The following is a 14,853-nucleotide window of genomic DNA, read 5'->3' on the forward strand; positions in this document are numbered from 1 at the left end:
CTAGTCCTTTACTGCGCCGGCGGTGACACCCGCGGCGACGTATCGCTGGGCAACGACCAGGAGGATCGCTGCAGGGACGGAGGCAACCACGGCGGTCGCCATGATGGCGTTCCATTGAGTGGTGTTGTTGCCGATGTACGCGTAGATGCTCAGAGTGACGGGGATCATGTCGCCGTTTCGATTGAGCGTCGAAGCGAAGACGAAGTCTGACCACGCCCAGAGGAACGCAAACAGCGACACGGTGAGAACGGAATTGCGACTGAGCGGCATGACGATGGACAAAAAGGTGCGGACGGCCCCTGCCCCGTCGATGCGAGCGGCCTGCATGAGCTCGTTCGGCAGCCCGCTCATGAAGGCGGTGAACAGGAGCACCGCGAACGGGATCGCGATCGTCGAGTCGGCGAGAATGAGCCCCCACACGGTGTTCAGCAGGTCAAGTCTCACGTAGATGGCGTAGAACCCCATTGCCATGACGACCGCAGGAATCATCTGCGCTACGAGAAGAATGAAGTTGAGCGCGCCGCCTCCGCGAAGTCGGAGAAGCGATATCGCGTATGCCGCGGGCGCGGCGACGACGACGGTGAAGACGACGCAGCCGAGCCCGATGATCAGGCTTGTGCCGAGAGCGGGAAGCTGCTGGTTGAAGACGGAGATGTATCCCTCAAACGTCGGCTCGAGCGGCACGATATTCGGCGGGGTCACCCGGAGGTCCTGCGTCTTGGTAAGCGAGACGTTGATCATCCAATAGACAGGGAAGAGCATGAGGGCCGTCAGAAGAAGCCCGACGATTGTCTTCCACGGCCGTCGACGCGCGGTCATGATTGCTCCTGACGTCGTTGCACTCGGAGATAGAGGAAGCCGAAGATGAGCGCGATGATGATGAGCACGTTTCCAACGGCGGCCGCCGGGGACAGATCCGGCATGCCCGTTCCGAACGCCTCTCGATACGACCAGATCGCGAGAGTCGTTGTCGAGTTCGCCGGCCCACCAGCGGTCATGATCCAGATGATGTCGACGACCTTGAGGGTGTACACGAGACCGAGCAGAAGCGTGATCGCCGACACCGGCCGCAACAGAGGGAAGGTGATCGACCAGAACGTCCGCCAGGCACTGGCTCCGTCGAGGGATGCGGCTTCGTACACGTCACTCGGGATGTTCTGCAGTCCCGAGTAAAGGATGACCAGGTTGAATGGGATGCCGAGCCAGATGTTCGCGATCACGACCGCGAGCATGGCGGTGTCCGGCGAGGTGAGCCAGTTGATCTGCCCGATCCCGAACGCGCCAAGGAACGAGTTGATGATGCCACTCTCGCTGTTCAGCATCCACGACCACGTCGAGGCGGAGACGATGAGCGGAAGCAGCCATGGCACGAGGAAAAGCGCTCTCAGGATGCCGGAGAGCCGGAAGTTCGAGCGGAAGAAGACGGCAAGCGCCAAACCGATCGCGTACTGGAAGATCAGCGACACGAAGACGAAGACCGCGGTGTTCCAGATCGCCTTGCCGAACAGGCCTGACGAGAAGATCTCCGTGTAGTTCGCGAAGCCCACGAACTCAGCGTCACCCTGCACGAAAGCGCGGATGGTGTAGTCGTGGACGCTGAGGTCGATGCTGCGGATCAGCGGGTAAGCATAGAACGCGAGAAGGTAGATGACGAGCGGAGCGGCAAATGCGATCGCCGCCCAGTTCACCTTTCCTCGCACGACGACCCGCGTCTTGCGAGGCACGGTCGCGGAGACCGTGTCGGTCGGCGGCCCTCCCCCGCTCGTGCGTGGCTTCGAGATCGTCATCATGTCTCCTTGATGTCGTGCCCGGGAACGCAGTCCCCGGGCACGAGAAATTTACTTGTTGACGGCCTGCTCAGCAGCCGACTGAGCCTGCTTGAGTGCTTCCTCAGGCGACTGAGCACCGGAGAGAGCGTTCTGCACGGCGGTCCAGAGCTGCTCAGAGATGACCGGGTAGTCAGTCCCGAGGTTGTCACTCGTGCGGCCCTTGGCCGACTGCACAGCACTCACCCACGTCTCGAGCTCAGGGTGTTCCTCGAGCAAGGCGTCCTGGCCGTCCTCGGTCGGCGGGATGTAATAGGCGAAGGTGTTCGCGGTCTCGACGAAGCCTTCCGGCGTCGTCATGCACTCGATGATCTGACGCGACACCTCGTAGCGCGAGTCGTCTTCCTGAACCGGCGCGATGATGAACTCACCACCGGTCGGCGCAGGCGCGACTCCTCCGTCCATGGCAGGCAACTCGATAACGCCGGTTTCAAATTCGGCCTCGGCCGCACTGTTGACCTGCCATGTGCCGTTCTCGCCGAATGCGAAATCACCAGTCAGGAATTCCTCCCATGTGGTGTTCTGGGAGTTGCCGATCACCGAGTTCGGCGCGTAGCCGGCGTCCAGCCATCCAGACCACAATTCGAGAGCGGCGACGGCTTCGGGAGAGTCAAGCTGCGTGAGGTCAGCTCCCGCTCCCCAGAACCAGGGGAGGAACTGGAACGAGCCCTCTTCGGTGTTAATTCCGGCGAACGTGATGCCCTTATGACCGGCATCGGTGACGGCCTTGAGGGCAGCGGTCAGGCTGTCCCAATCCGTGATCGCGCTCGGGTCGACACCGGCTTCTTTCAGGATGTCGGCGTTGTAGTAGAGGGCAAGCGTGTTGGCACCAATCGGGATGCCGTAGGTCTCGCCGTCAAGCTGACCAGCAGCAATCAGGTTCTTGTCGACAGTCGAAACGTCGAGTCCGAGCTCGTCCACAGTAGTGAGCATCCCGGTCTCGGCGAGCGTCGAGACGGCGGGGTTGTCGAGAAGCATGATGTCGGGCGACGTGCCCTCCTGGGCGGAGAGCAGAGCTTGGTTCGTCAGAGACGTCGTGTCGTACGCGGTGCGTTCGATCTTCACACCTGCCTCGGTGCCGCAGCTTTGAACGCGCTTTTCCCAATCGGAGTCCTTTTCGTGCTGCGGGTACGGGTCCCACCACGTGTACGTTCCGCTTGCCTCATCACCACTGTCTCCGCCCGCACTCGAACAGCCGGCCAGTGCGGCAGTGGCGACGGCGACCGTTGCCATGGCGAGGGTTACGCTCGTTCTCTTCATTGTCGTTCCTCCTTGAACAGGAAACCCGAGGGGTCGGGGTTAATTGATGGGCTTAAGCGATGGGAGGTGGAGCAGAGATGCTGCCGCGGTCGTTGATGACAGGCGGGATGAGTTCGACGGTTCGATCCGCTTCAGTCGATGCGCCTTCGATGCGGGAAATGAGTTGCTGAACGGCGCGACGGCCCAGTTCGTGCGGCGCGCTGTCGATGGCGGAGTACGGAAGCGAGAAGGTCTTCGCGAAGTCGTCCGAGTACCGGCCGATGACGGAGATGCTCTGCGGGGATGACATGCCGCGCTCATGAAGCACCGTCGGCAAAGCGGCCGCTGCCGCTTCGTTGTTGAGCAGGAGGCCTGTTGCGGCGGGATGCGCATCGAAATAGCCATGGAGGTCGTTCCCGATCTCGGGCTGACTCGATGCGCCAAAGTAGCGATGCAGCGCAACACCGAGCTGCTCCGCCCGTTCGTACGCCGCGTTGGCGAGACGCCAGACGTACGCGCCGCCACGCTTGAGCACGTGTTCGGGCTGCGAGACGAGGATAAGTTCGCGGTGCCCGAGTTCGTGCAGGCGGTCGACCATGAGGCGCCCGGCCGCTTCGAAGTCGAGGTCGAATACGTCGACTCCGGTCGTATTGTCCGGAAGTCCGACGAGCGCCCCGGGCTGGCTCGCGTTTCGCAAGGTGGGTAACCGATCATCGTGCTCGGCGACGTTGAGCAGAACGAAGCCGTCGACCATGCGTGTGTTGGACAGTCGTTGCAGCGCCCGGACCCCGTCCTCCTCCGAAACGAGGAGGGTGTCGTAACCGAGCTGCGCTGCCATCTCGCTGATTCCGCGGATGTACTGCAGCATGGCTGGGGCGAACTCGTCTTCGAGGAAGCGGGCGAGCAGGCCGATGATCTTGGTATGGGAGGTCGCGAGGGCACGCGCCCCGGCGTTGGGCGTGTAGCCGAGTTGCTCAACCGCTTCGTTGACTTTACGTCGCACGTCTTCAGAGATTGAACGCTTTCCCGAGAGCGCATAGGAGGCCGTGCTGCGCGACACGCCAGCAAGGCTCGCCACATCTCCGATGGTGGGCACCGCGACTCCTTCAATTTCTCGAACCGGTTCGACTCGAACCGGTTCGATGATAGCTCGAAGAAGACCGGGTGCGCAAGAGCGGTTCCCCGGATGACGAAACCTTCGGTTCCGGGGAATCCTCAGCGAACTGGCGTCAGGGGGAGTTCCACTGCCTCACCGACGTGCGCCCATCGCATTCGCGTCAAGTTCCGCGCGAACGTCGTCGCGAGCTTCCGCCGCAATCGCATCGCGCTGGGCCCCCTCGATCACGTCGGCAATGCGGACGCGGGCGCCGGTCTCCGCCGAGCGAACCGCCGCCTCGACCATAGCGAGACTGTAGACGTTCGAGTGGATTTCGCCGGACGGCGTCTTTCCGGAGCGCAGCACCGAGACGAACTCGGCTAGCGACCCCGCGATCTCGCGCGGGATCGCTGGCGCGGCGGCATCCGGAACCGCCGCCTCCGCATCTCCGACGCGCTGCACCTGGGGCATCCGCTCGCCGTCCCACGTCGCCGTCCCACCCGCGCCGTTGATCCGCCAGCTGCCGTTCCACGAAGTCTCTTCGCCATCGGCGCACCAGCTGCCCGTGTAGACGTAGCGGGTTCCGCCCTCGAATTCGAAAACCGCCGTCGCGTTCGCCGCGCCGTCGTACCAGCTGTAGCGGGGATTCCACTCTTCGCAGTAAACCGACACCGGGTCGGCGTCGAGAACGTAGCGTGCAGCATCGAAGGCATGGATAGCCATGTCGACGAGCAGCACATGCTCCATCTCTTCACGGAAGCCGCCAAAGTGCGGTGCCTTGAAGAACTCGGTCGTCACCATCCCGATCTCGCCCAGCCTCCGCGTGATGCCGCGAAGCTCGCTGAGCTCGGGATAATATCGCCGCGACTGGCTGATCATGAGCAGTTCGCCGCTCAGGGATGCTGCAGCAGCAAGCGACAGCGCCTGGGCGACGGTCGGCGCCGCCGGCTTCTCGCACAGCACCGGAAGCCCTGAGAAGAGCGCCTCGACGCTCACCGGATGGTGCGCAATCGGAACCGTCACATTCACAACCGCGTGCGCTCCCGTCTGCGTCGCAATCTCTGACACGCTCGTGCCGACAGCGACGCCCTCGAGTCCCGACTGCGCAAGGGCCGCGTGCGCAGCCTCCGCCTTCAGGTCAACAAGCCCGACGAGCTCGACGTCGGGGTTCGCCGCGATCGCGTCGATCCACTGTCGCCCCATGCCGCCCGCCCCGACTTGCACGAGTCGAAGCGGCGCGGCATCCGTGACCGTTCTGAACGCGCTCAATTGTGCATCGCTCCCTGGTAGCCGTGGCCGGTGTAGAAGTCCTCGGTCTCGTAGCGCAATAGCGTCGGGTCGGTGCGCTGGGGCCGCAGCGTCTTTGCCCATTCGACGCCGTTCGCGATGACCTGGCGCACCTCTTTCTGGTGGTACACCGGGTAGTCCTGGTCGCCGGGGCTAAAGAAGAAGATCTTGCCGTAACCGCGCTTGTACGTCATGCCGCTGCGGAATACTTCGCCGCCCGAGAACGTCGAGAGGAAGATGAGCTCGTCGGGCGCCGGCACGTCGAAGAACTCGCCGTACATCTCCTGCTGGGGGATGATGAACGGGTGCGGGATGCCGCGCGCGATCGGGTGCGCAGGGTTCACCGTCCACACGATCTCGCGGTCGCCCTCGGAGCGCCAGCGCAGCGTGCACGTCGTGCCCATGAGCTTGCCGAAGATCTTCGACCAGTGCCCCGAGTGCAGCACGAGAAGCCCCATGCCCGCGAGAACGTGACGGTGCACGCGCTCGACGATCTCGTCCGCGACTTCGGCGTGGGCCGCGTGACCCCACCAGACGAGCACGTCCGTGTTCTGCAGCACTTCTTCGGTGAGCCCGTGCTCGGGATCGTCGAGGGTCGCTGTCGTGACGATCGCTCGGTCGCCGAGGTTCTCATCGATCCCCTCCTTTATCGTCGTGTGCATGCCATCGGGGTAGATGTCGCGCACGTTCTGCTGCACCTGCTCGTGACGGTTCTCGCCCCAGACGACAACCTTGATCGGATAGTCGGGCGTGGTGATTCCAGACATGTTTTTCCTTACTTCTGCGTTTCGGGTTCGACGGTGATGAGGGCGGATGCTGTCGCAGCATCCACCCGGGATTCTCTGCGCTACTTCACTGCGCCCCCCGTCGCTCCCGCGGCGATGAACTTCTGAGCGAGAACCAGCAGAACGATCGCCGGGATCGACGAGTGCACGGCCGTTGCCATGACGGCACTCCAGTTCGACGCCTGCGTTCCGAGGTACTGGTAGATGCCAAGTGTGACGGGGCGGATCTCCTCCGTCGTCGTGAGCGTCAGGGCGAACAGGAGGTCGCTCCAGGAGAACAGGAACGCGAACAGCCCGGCGGTGATCAGCGAGTTCTTTGCGATCGGCGGCACGATCGACACGAAGGCGCGCACCTGGCCGGCACCGTCGACGCGGGCCGCTTCGATGATTGAGGGCGGGATGCCGAGCATGAACGCGCGTAGAATGAGGATCGCGAACGGGATGGCGTGCGTGGCGTCGGCGAGGATCAGTCCGGGAATCGAATTGAGCAGGCCGAGATCGTTGTATGCCGCATAGAGCGCGTTGGCGATGACGATGCCTGGGATCATCTGGGCGATGAGGATCGCGAGAAGCGCCACATTGATGAAGCGGTACCGGAACTGCGCGAGCGCGTAGGCGGCCGGAGCGGCGATCGCAAGGCTCAGCACGACGGTGCCGAGCGAGACGATGAGGCTCGTGACCAGGTTTCCGCCTTGATCGGCTATTGCCTTCTCATAGCCGGCAAAGCTCGGGTTCCACGGGAAGAAGTCGGCGGTCAGCGTGTTCCCCGACGGTTGGAGCGATGCGTTGATCATCCAGTAGACGGGAAACAGCATGATCGCAAGGAACAGTACGCCGAGAACGGTGTAGGCGACCGACCGTGTGGAGCGCGCCCGCGCCCTCCTGACCGCTGCAGCGTCGACCGTGAGAAGCACCGTCGTCATGATTCCTCCTTATTCGTCAACGGCGCGGCGGTTGGCGCGCAGGTAGATGATCGCGAATACGAGCGAGATCAGGATCAGGATGTTGCTGAACGCGGCACCGACACCGAACTCGAAGTTCACGAACGACTCCTGATACGAGCGGATCGACAGCGTCTGCGTCGCATTCGCCGGCCCTCCGTTCGTCAGACCGAGGATAATGTCGAGAACCTTGAGCGTGTACACGACGCCGAGCACCAGCACGACGCTCACGACCGGTCGCAGGTTCGGCCATGTGATGTGCCAGAACGCCTTCCATCCGGTCGCCCCGTCGAGAGCGCCCGCTTCGTAGAGCTCATCGGGTATGTCCTGCAGCCCGCCGTAGAGAATCGTGACGTTGAACGGGATGCCGACCCAGATGTTCACGATGATCACGGCAGTCAGCGCGACGGACGGGCTCGTCAGCCAGGGCACGGCGTCGAGGCCGATGCCCGTGAGGAACTGGTTGAGGATGCCGCTGTCCTTGTCGAGTATCGAGCGCCAGGTGGCGCTCGCCACGATGAGCGGGAGCAGCCACGGCAGCAGCAGCATCGCGCGGAGGAACCCGCTGAGCGGGAATCGGCGCTTGAAGAACGCGGCGAGCGCGAGGCCGATCACGAACTGACCGACGATTGACCCGACGGTGAACAGCGCCGTGTTGATCATCGAGGGCCAGAACAGGTTGCTGTTCACCACGGTGAGGTAGTTGGTCAGCCCCACGAAGGGAGCCTCGCCGGTGAAGAACGTCTTCGTCGTGTACTCCTGAAAGCTCATCAGGAGGTTCTTCACGACGGGGTAGCCGAAGAACAGCAGAAGGTAGACCGCCGCAGGCACGATGAACATCGCCTTCACGACGACATCGCGCGTGAGGCGACGGCGGGGTCGGGATGCCGAGGGGCGCTGGCGCGCCGCATCCGTCGTCTCTGCTGCCGTTTCCGGCGGCAGCTGTGTCACTGGTGTCATCATCGACCCTTTCGGGACGCCCCGCCCGACGGGCGGGGCATCCAATCAGTGGTTTCCGCCGTTATCCGTTCGAGGCCTTTGCGAAAGCGTCGTCGACGGGAGCCTTGCCTGTGATGGCGAGCTGAATGGCGTTGTAGATCACGGTCGCCGCCTCCGGCCAGTCCTCTCCGAGCTGGCCAGTGCGCGAGCGAGCGTTCTTCACCTGCTCAGTGAACGACGCCATCTCGGGCATCTTCTCGACATACTCCTCAGCGAGCGCCGTTCGGGTCGGCACGAGGTAGCGTGACTCGGCGAGCGCGAGCTGGTTGTCGTCGCTCGAGATGCACTCGGCTGCCTTCGCCTGCTTCTCCTTGTCACCGGTCACGGGAACCGTCCACACTTCACCGCCGAGCGGGGCGACGGGAGTCTGACCGACCTCGTTGACGGGGACCTGCACCGAGTCCCAGTTGATGTCCGTCTCGTTGAGCGCTGGAATCTGCCACGGGCCGTTGACCATCATCGCCGCCTTGCCTGCGGCGAACTGGTCCTTGACGTCGGCCTGCGACCAGTTCAGCACGCTGTTCGACGCCGAGCCGTCGTTCACGAGGTCGACCCAGAACTGCAGCGCCTCCTTCACCTCAGGGGTGTCGAGGTCGGTCTCGTCACCTTCGTTAGTCCACATGAACGGCAGGAACTGCCAGGCCCCCTCGTACGTGGCGATGGCCGAGAACGCGATGCCGTACGGGTCACCGCTCGTGAGCTTCGCAGCGGCATCCGCGAGGTCGTTCCACGTCTGTGGCGGTTCGATGCCCGCCTCGTCGAGCAAGTCAACGTTGTAGAACAGACCGAGCGTGTTGACGGCCGGAGCGAGGCCGTACAGCTCTCCCTCGTAGGTCGCGGCTTCAAGGATGCCGTCGGCGAACCCCTCGGTGTCGACGTCATAGTTGCTCAGCGGCGAGAGCCCTCCGGTTGCAGCAATCTCCTGCACGTCGGGGTTGTCGAGCATGAGCACATCGGGCAGCGTCTTCGACGACCCGCGCTGCAGCACCTTCTGAATGAGGTCTTTGCCTGGAACGGTCTCGCGCTTGATTGTGACGTCGACCTCGGTGGCGCATCGGTCGAGCGCCTCTTGTACGAGCGTCTTGTCGGGTTCGTTGTTGTAGTAGTCGAGGATCGTCAAGGTGTCGGGGTCTCCCGACCCGCTGCTCGATGTTCCGCCACTGCAGCCGGTGAGCGCGAGCGGCACGGCCGCTGCGACTGCGAGGACGGAGAGGTACCGGCGATGATGCATGGTTGGCTCCTTTGCCTTGGTGTTGTATTGGGGGTGCAATCACTGCTCTGCCTGCACGGTGACCCAGCCCGCGTTCGACGCCGCACTCCGCTCGACGGCGTCGAGAATGCGCTGCACTTGCAGGCCGTCGTCGAACGAGGGCTTGGGGTCACGGCCGGCAGCGATGTCGCGAACGAAGTCGGCGATCTCGTGCACGAACGTGTGGTCGTAACCGAGGCCGTGGCCAGCTGGCCACCATGCTCCCGCGTATGGGTGCTCGGGCTCGGTGACGAGGATGCGGCGGAATCCCGCTTCGGCGGCCGGCGCTGTGTGGTCGTGGAACCACAGTTCGTTAAGCTGCTCGAAGTCGAACGCGAGCGAACCGCGCGAGCCGTTGATCTCGATGCGCATGGCGTTCTTGCGGCCGGCTGCGAACCGGGTCGCTTCGAAGGTCGCGAGCGCACCCTGATCGGTTCGAGCGATGACGATGGCGGAGTCGTCGACGGTGACATCGCCTCGACCGTCTCCGCCCGTCGCGTGCAGGCCGCTGGAACTTCCGGGCAGTGGGCGGCTTTTCACGAAGGTCTCGGTGAGCGCGCTCAGGCCGGCGATGCGGTGCCCACTGATGTACTGGGCAAGATCGATGATGTGCGCACCGATGTCGCCTAGCGCACCCGATCCCGCCTTGTCGCGCTCGAGCCGCCAGACCAGCGGGAAGTCCTCATCGACGATCCAGTCCTGCAGGTACTCCGCGCGAATGTGCCTGATCGTTCCGATCCGGCCCTCGTCGATCAGCTGATGGGCGTAGGCGAGTGCGGGAGTACGACGGTAGCTGTATCCCACCATTGACCGAACGCCGCTGACACGGGCTGCTGCGGCAGCAGCCGCCATCTGAGTCGCCTCGTCGAGGGAGTTCGCGAGCGGCTTCTCGCAAAGCACGTGCTTTCCGGCGTTGAGTGCGGCAATCGCGATCGTTGCGTGCAAGTGGCCGGGAGCGCAAATGTCGATGATGTCAATCTCGGGGTCATCAATGACCGCTCGCCAGTCGCTCTCGGCACGACCGAAGCCGTGCTCCGCGGCGAAGCTCTCGGTCGCTTTCATGTCGCGGCCGCATACGACGGAGAGCTGCGGCTCGACTCCGAGGTCGAAGAATCGCGGTGCCGTTCGCCACGCCTGAGTGTGGATCTTACCCATGAACGAGTGGCCAATGACGGCCACGTTCACTGACGTGCGCTCTGCAGCTAACATGGTGCTCCTCGGTTGTCGTCGATCGAAAGTAAAGCGCTTAACTTTCTACTCGCCATCGAGTATCGGGGGAGATACTGTTCCCGTCAAGCAAAAAGTTAAGCGCTTAGCCGCATGGCGTGTTAAAAGTGGGGAATGCCCATGAGAGACTGCTAAGCGCCAGCACAACGGAGGACGAACTCGTGGCCACGATGCACGATGTCGCGCAACATGCGAATGTTTCGATCGCCACGGTGTCGTTCGTTGTCAACGATTCGAAGCCCGTGGCACCCGCTACGCGCGAGCGGGTCGAACAAGCGATGAGAGATCTCGGCTATCGCCGAAACTCGGTCGGCCGCGCACTCGCGAGAGGCAAGACGTTCATCATCGCGCTGCTGTATCCGGCGCTTCAACATCATTTCAGCACGACGGCTGTTCGATTCTTCACGAGCGCAGCAGCACAGGCTCGAGAGCGCGGATACAACCTCGTGCTGTGGCCCATCAGCAACGAAGCCGAGCAAGTGACGGAGCTCACGGCAACGGGTCTCGTTGACGGCGTGCTGCTGATGGAGGTGCAGCTCGACGACTCCCGCGTCGATGAACTCGAGCGGCGAAAGACGCCGTTTGCGCTGATCGGGCGCACACGCGACACCGAGGGCATCGCGTTCGTTGACGTCGATTTCGAATCGACGGTGGAAGCTGCGATCGACCATCTCATGGAGCTTGGTCACACGCGCTTCGCCCTGATCGACGGCGGCTACGGAAGTGGAAACCTCAGCGGATACGGTCCGGTCGCGCGGGCGCGCGGGACGTTCGGCGAGGTGACGGCCCAGCGCGGTCTGAGCGGGGTCATGCTTACGTGTGACGAAAACTCCGAGGCCGGGCGCGAACTGGCCGCCGAGTTCGCGTTGGAGCATCGCGAGGTGACGGCGCTACTGGTCATGAATGAGCACGCGGCTCCCGGCTTCGTGGCCGGACTACGCCGTGCCGGCATCCGGATACCGGACGATGTTTCGGTCATCTCCATCGGTTCATCAACCGACATGGCGGCGATGGCCGACCCTCAACTGACACTGATGATCTCGCCGGCCGTGGAGCTCGGCCGCATGGGCGTCGACGCGATCATTGAGCGCATCGAAAATCCACAGCATCCGCTCCCGCAGACGCTGTTAGCTTGTACGTTCACTCAAGGCGGTTCAGCATCACGGGTCCGAGGATGACGAGCATCGTCACTGATTCCGGCTGATCACTCGATCCGAATGGATCAGGGTTTGCGACTGCGGTTGCGAGCGCGCGTTCATCCGCGGCCCCTGCCTGAGCACTCTCACCTCGTACGATCTCCGCAGGCGAACCCTCGCCTCACCCCGGCTTCATTGAGGCAAGCTCAGTAGGATGGCTCGCGATGAGCGCGAACACAGTTCGCGTCGCAACGTTGATGTGCGCAACCGAGAATCTAGACGGCTGATCGAGCCGAGAACGGATGTCCCGTGCGAAGTGACATTGATGCCGTGGTCTTCGACTGCGATGGAGTACTCGTCGACAGCGAAATCCTCTCGCTGAAGATCGGGCAGAGGGTCCTCGCCGACCTGGGCTGGGAAGCCGACCTACCCACGCTCGTCGAGTCGTTCATGGGGTGCTCCCACGAGCACTACATCGCAGAAGTCGAGAGAAACATCGGGCGCGCACTCGACGACGGTTGGTCTGTCCCGTACCAGCCTTGGTACGACAAGGCATTCGCTGAAGACCTCCGCGAGATCGAGGGAATCTCGCTCGCTCTCGACAGCATCGAACTTCCCACGGCCGTTGCATCGAACAGCAAGCACGAGCGGATCCGCTCGTCGCTGGCAACCGTCGGTCTTCTCGACCGGTTCGAGGGGCGCATCTGCAGCGCCGAAGACGTACCGAACGGAAAGCCCGCACCCGATGTTTACCTCAAGGCGGCCGAGACGCTCGGCGTCGACCCCGCACGCTGCATCGCCGTCGAAGACAGCAGATTCGGCGTGCAGGCAGCGCGCGCGGCAGGTATGACGGTTCTCGCGTACGAGACCGACATGACGCCCGCGGGCTGGTTCGACAGGCCAGATGTCACGGTCTTCCGGTCGATGGCAGACCTCCCCGCCCTCATCGATGACCTGTCCCCTAAGGTCAGCCGCGACCGTGGGCTACACGGGACTTCCGCGACGCGGCATCCAGTATCACCGCGAGCAAAAGCACCGCTCCCGTGATCATGTAGCGGAACGACGAGTCGAGGTTCAGCAGTGTCAGGCCGCTTGAGATCGACTGGATCACGATCACACCGAGGAGCGCCGAGTAGGCAGAGCCGCGACCTCCGAACAGACTTGTTCCACCGATGACCGCCGCCGCAATCGCGTTGAGGTTGACGTCACCGCCACCGCTGCTCTGGGCAGCCGCCGCCAGACGCCCCGCTGCGAGCACCCCGCCGAGCGCGGCGAGGCTCGAACCGAGCGCGAACACAGAGACGATGACGCCCGAGACGTTGATGCCCGCACGTCGAGCTGCTTCGCGGTTGCCGCCGATCGCAAAGACCGAGCGCCCCCACTTGGTGCGACGCAGTGCGTACTGCACACAGAACACAAGCGCTCCGAACAGCACGAACATCCAACCGACGCCGCGACCCTGATTGAGGTACCAGACGACAGCAACGATCACGACGGTCAACAGCAGCGCCTGAGCGACGATGAACGACATCGGTGTGGCAGAGAGATCCGCCGCACGGCGTCGCTGAGCCGTGCGTGCCTTTGCTGCGAAGAAGGCGAGCCCGATGCCGACCGACAGCACGTACGACAGCCACACCGGGACGAAGGCGAGCTGCCCGAACCAGACGATGAACGAGTCGTACGGCAGGTTGATGGTCCCCTCGGGGCCGAGCACCCACAGCTGCACACCGAGGAAGGCGAGCAGACCGGCGAGGGTGATTACGAACGAGGGAACCCCGAACCGCACATACACCGCCGAGTAGATGAGGCCGATCAGCGTTCCTGTCAGCACAGCGGCCAGGAGCGTCACTGCGATGGGCAGCTGCATGTTCACGAGCGTCACGGCGAGCACCGCCGCCGAGAGACCGCTCACCGAACCGACCGACAGGTCGATCTCACCCAGCAGCAGAACGCACGCGACGCCGAGCGCAATGACGCCGAGCGCCGCGCTCTGCATGAGCAGGTTGACGAGGTTGGCTGGCGACAGGAACACCGGGTTCAGCGCCTGGAAGATCGACCAGATGACGACCAGCCCGACGATGATCGGCAGTGGTCCGAGCTCACCCCCGCGCACTCGGTCGATCGCCGCCTGCGCGAGTCCCTTCACGCCTTTCCGCTGAAGCAGCCGCTCATCGGCGAGGTCGGTTGCGACGGTCGCTGGGCCGCGGGCATCCTTCGATTTCACTGCACTCCTCATGACTGCTCTCCCTCGTTTCGAGAGGACACTCGCGTGGCGCGCTGCGTCACCACGTTGTCGCTCGCACCGGTGATGGCAGCAACAAGCTCGTCACCGCTCGTCGTGCGCGCGTCGAAGATTCCGTTGTTTCGGCCGAGACGCAGCACGGCCACACGGTCGGCAACAGCCTGAACATCGGCCATGTTGTGACTGATCATGATGACAGCGAGACCGTTCTCGCGCAGTCGCTCGACGAGGTTCAGCACCTCAGCGGTCTGTGCGACGCCGAGCGCCGCCGTCGGCTCATCGAGCATGATGAGCTTCGGCTTGCCGAGCAGCGACCGGGCGATCGCAACCGTCTGCCGCTGGCCGCCCGAGAGCGCCGCGATCGGAATGCGCACCGACGGAATCTTCGCCGAGAGCTGCCGCAGCAGACCCCAGGCTTCGACCTCCATCGAGACGTCGTCGACTGCCCACGGGGAGAGCTCCCGTCCGAGAAACAGGTTTTCGACGACCGACATGTTGTCGCACAGCGCGAGGTCTTGGAAGACCGTGGCGATGCCGAGCTCGATCGCCCGCGATGGTCCGTCGATCGTCACCTTCTCGCCGTCGAAGAAGATCTCACCCGCGGTGGGCGCGTGTGCGCCGGCGAGGACCTTGACGAGCGTGGACTTGCCCGCGCCGTTGTCTCCGACCAGCGCAACGATCTCGCCAGCGTGAACGTCGAGATCGATATCCGTCAGAGCGGCAACGGCGCCGAACCGTTTGCTCACCCCGCGGAGGGAGAGAACGGGTGCCTCAGAAGTTTCTTGTGCCATACGTTTCGCTAACTGTGCAGTGGGGCGGCCACCGA

Annotated in this window: 14 protein-coding genes; 2 read left to right on the forward strand and 12 right to left on the reverse strand. The window is 63.5% G+C overall.

From position 1 onward, the window contains the following. From ACSAGD_RS13550 to ACSAGD_RS13595, 10 genes are all read right to left on the reverse strand, one after another. Window positions 1-819, reverse strand: a complete 819-nt coding sequence (locus ACSAGD_RS13550; RefSeq protein ID WP_437583294.1) for a carbohydrate ABC transporter permease — start codon at window positions 817-819, stop codon at window positions 1-3. Continuing rightward, window positions 816-1,790, reverse strand: a complete 975-nt coding sequence (locus tag ACSAGD_RS13555; RefSeq protein ID WP_437583295.1) for a carbohydrate ABC transporter permease — start codon at window positions 1,788-1,790, stop codon at window positions 816-818. The genes ACSAGD_RS13550 and ACSAGD_RS13555 overlap by 4 nt, the downstream gene beginning before the upstream one ends. 48 nt (window positions 1,791-1,838) lie before the next feature. After that, window positions 1,839-3,086 (reverse strand): sugar ABC transporter substrate-binding protein, encoded by a 1,248-nt coding sequence (locus tag ACSAGD_RS13560; protein WP_437583296.1) that lies wholly within the window; start codon window positions 3,084-3,086, stop codon window positions 1,839-1,841. A 52-nt stretch (window positions 3,087-3,138) separates the two neighbouring features. Then, window positions 3,139-4,161 (reverse strand): LacI family DNA-binding transcriptional regulator, encoded by a 1,023-nt coding sequence (locus ACSAGD_RS13565; RefSeq protein ID WP_437583297.1) that lies wholly within the window; start codon window positions 4,159-4,161, stop codon window positions 3,139-3,141. A 153-nt stretch (window positions 4,162-4,314) separates the two neighbouring features. Then, window positions 4,315-5,430 (reverse strand): Gfo/Idh/MocA family protein, encoded by a 1,116-nt coding sequence (locus ACSAGD_RS13570; protein ID WP_437583298.1) that lies wholly within the window; start codon window positions 5,428-5,430, stop codon window positions 4,315-4,317. Beyond that, window positions 5,427-6,215 carry a ThuA domain-containing protein gene (locus ACSAGD_RS13575; RefSeq protein ID WP_437583300.1) on the reverse strand — a complete coding sequence of 263 codons (789 nt, stop codon included), beginning with the start codon at window positions 6,213-6,215 and terminating at the stop codon, window positions 5,427-5,429. The genes ACSAGD_RS13570 and ACSAGD_RS13575 overlap by 4 nt, the downstream gene beginning before the upstream one ends. An 80-nt stretch (window positions 6,216-6,295) precedes the next feature. Further along, window positions 6,296-7,156: a carbohydrate ABC transporter permease gene (locus ACSAGD_RS13580; protein WP_437583301.1), complete on the reverse strand. Its 861-nt coding sequence runs from the start codon at window positions 7,154-7,156 to the stop codon at window positions 6,296-6,298. Between the two features lie 9 nt (window positions 7,157-7,165). Continuing rightward, on the reverse strand, window positions 7,166-8,014 hold the full coding sequence (locus ACSAGD_RS13585) for a carbohydrate ABC transporter permease (protein WP_437585175.1): 849 nt from the start codon (window positions 8,012-8,014) through the stop codon (window positions 7,166-7,168). A gap of 181 nt (window positions 8,015-8,195) precedes the next feature. Further along, window positions 8,196-9,404 (reverse strand): sugar ABC transporter substrate-binding protein, encoded by a 1,209-nt coding sequence (locus ACSAGD_RS13590; RefSeq protein WP_437583302.1) that lies wholly within the window; start codon window positions 9,402-9,404, stop codon window positions 8,196-8,198. A 39-nt stretch (window positions 9,405-9,443) separates the two neighbouring features. Then, window positions 9,444-10,631, reverse strand: a complete 1,188-nt coding sequence (locus tag ACSAGD_RS13595; RefSeq protein ID WP_437583303.1) for a Gfo/Idh/MocA family protein — start codon at window positions 10,629-10,631, stop codon at window positions 9,444-9,446. Between the two features lie 188 nt (window positions 10,632-10,819). Here ACSAGD_RS13595 and ACSAGD_RS13600 point away from each other — a divergent pair, with 188 nt between their 5' ends. Further along, entirely contained in the window at window positions 10,820-11,827 is a 1,008-nt protein-coding gene (locus tag ACSAGD_RS13600; protein WP_437585176.1) for a LacI family DNA-binding transcriptional regulator, read from the forward strand. A gap of 267 nt (window positions 11,828-12,094) precedes the next feature. Continuing rightward, window positions 12,095-12,832, forward strand: coding sequence for an HAD family hydrolase (locus tag ACSAGD_RS13605; RefSeq protein ID WP_437583304.1), 738 nt, complete (start codon window positions 12,095-12,097; stop codon window positions 12,830-12,832). Here ACSAGD_RS13605 and ACSAGD_RS13610 read toward each other — a convergent pair. Then, the gene (locus ACSAGD_RS13610) at window positions 12,753-14,021 is read right to left on the reverse strand and encodes a sugar ABC transporter permease (protein ID WP_437583305.1); all 1,269 of its coding nucleotides are present in this window, start codon (window positions 14,019-14,021) and stop codon (window positions 12,753-12,755) included. The genes ACSAGD_RS13605 and ACSAGD_RS13610 overlap by 80 nt on opposite strands. Continuing rightward, on the reverse strand, window positions 14,018-14,818 hold the full coding sequence (locus tag ACSAGD_RS13615) for an ATP-binding cassette domain-containing protein (protein ID WP_437583306.1): 801 nt from the start codon (window positions 14,816-14,818) through the stop codon (window positions 14,018-14,020). Before ACSAGD_RS13615 ends, ACSAGD_RS13610 begins: the two co-directional genes overlap by 4 nt. Window positions 14,819-14,853 lie beyond the last annotated feature (35 nt).

It is taken from the genome of Paramicrobacterium salitolerans (genome assembly GCF_051513965.1).
GTDB lineage: Bacteria > Actinomycetota > Actinomycetes > Actinomycetales > Microbacteriaceae > Paramicrobacterium.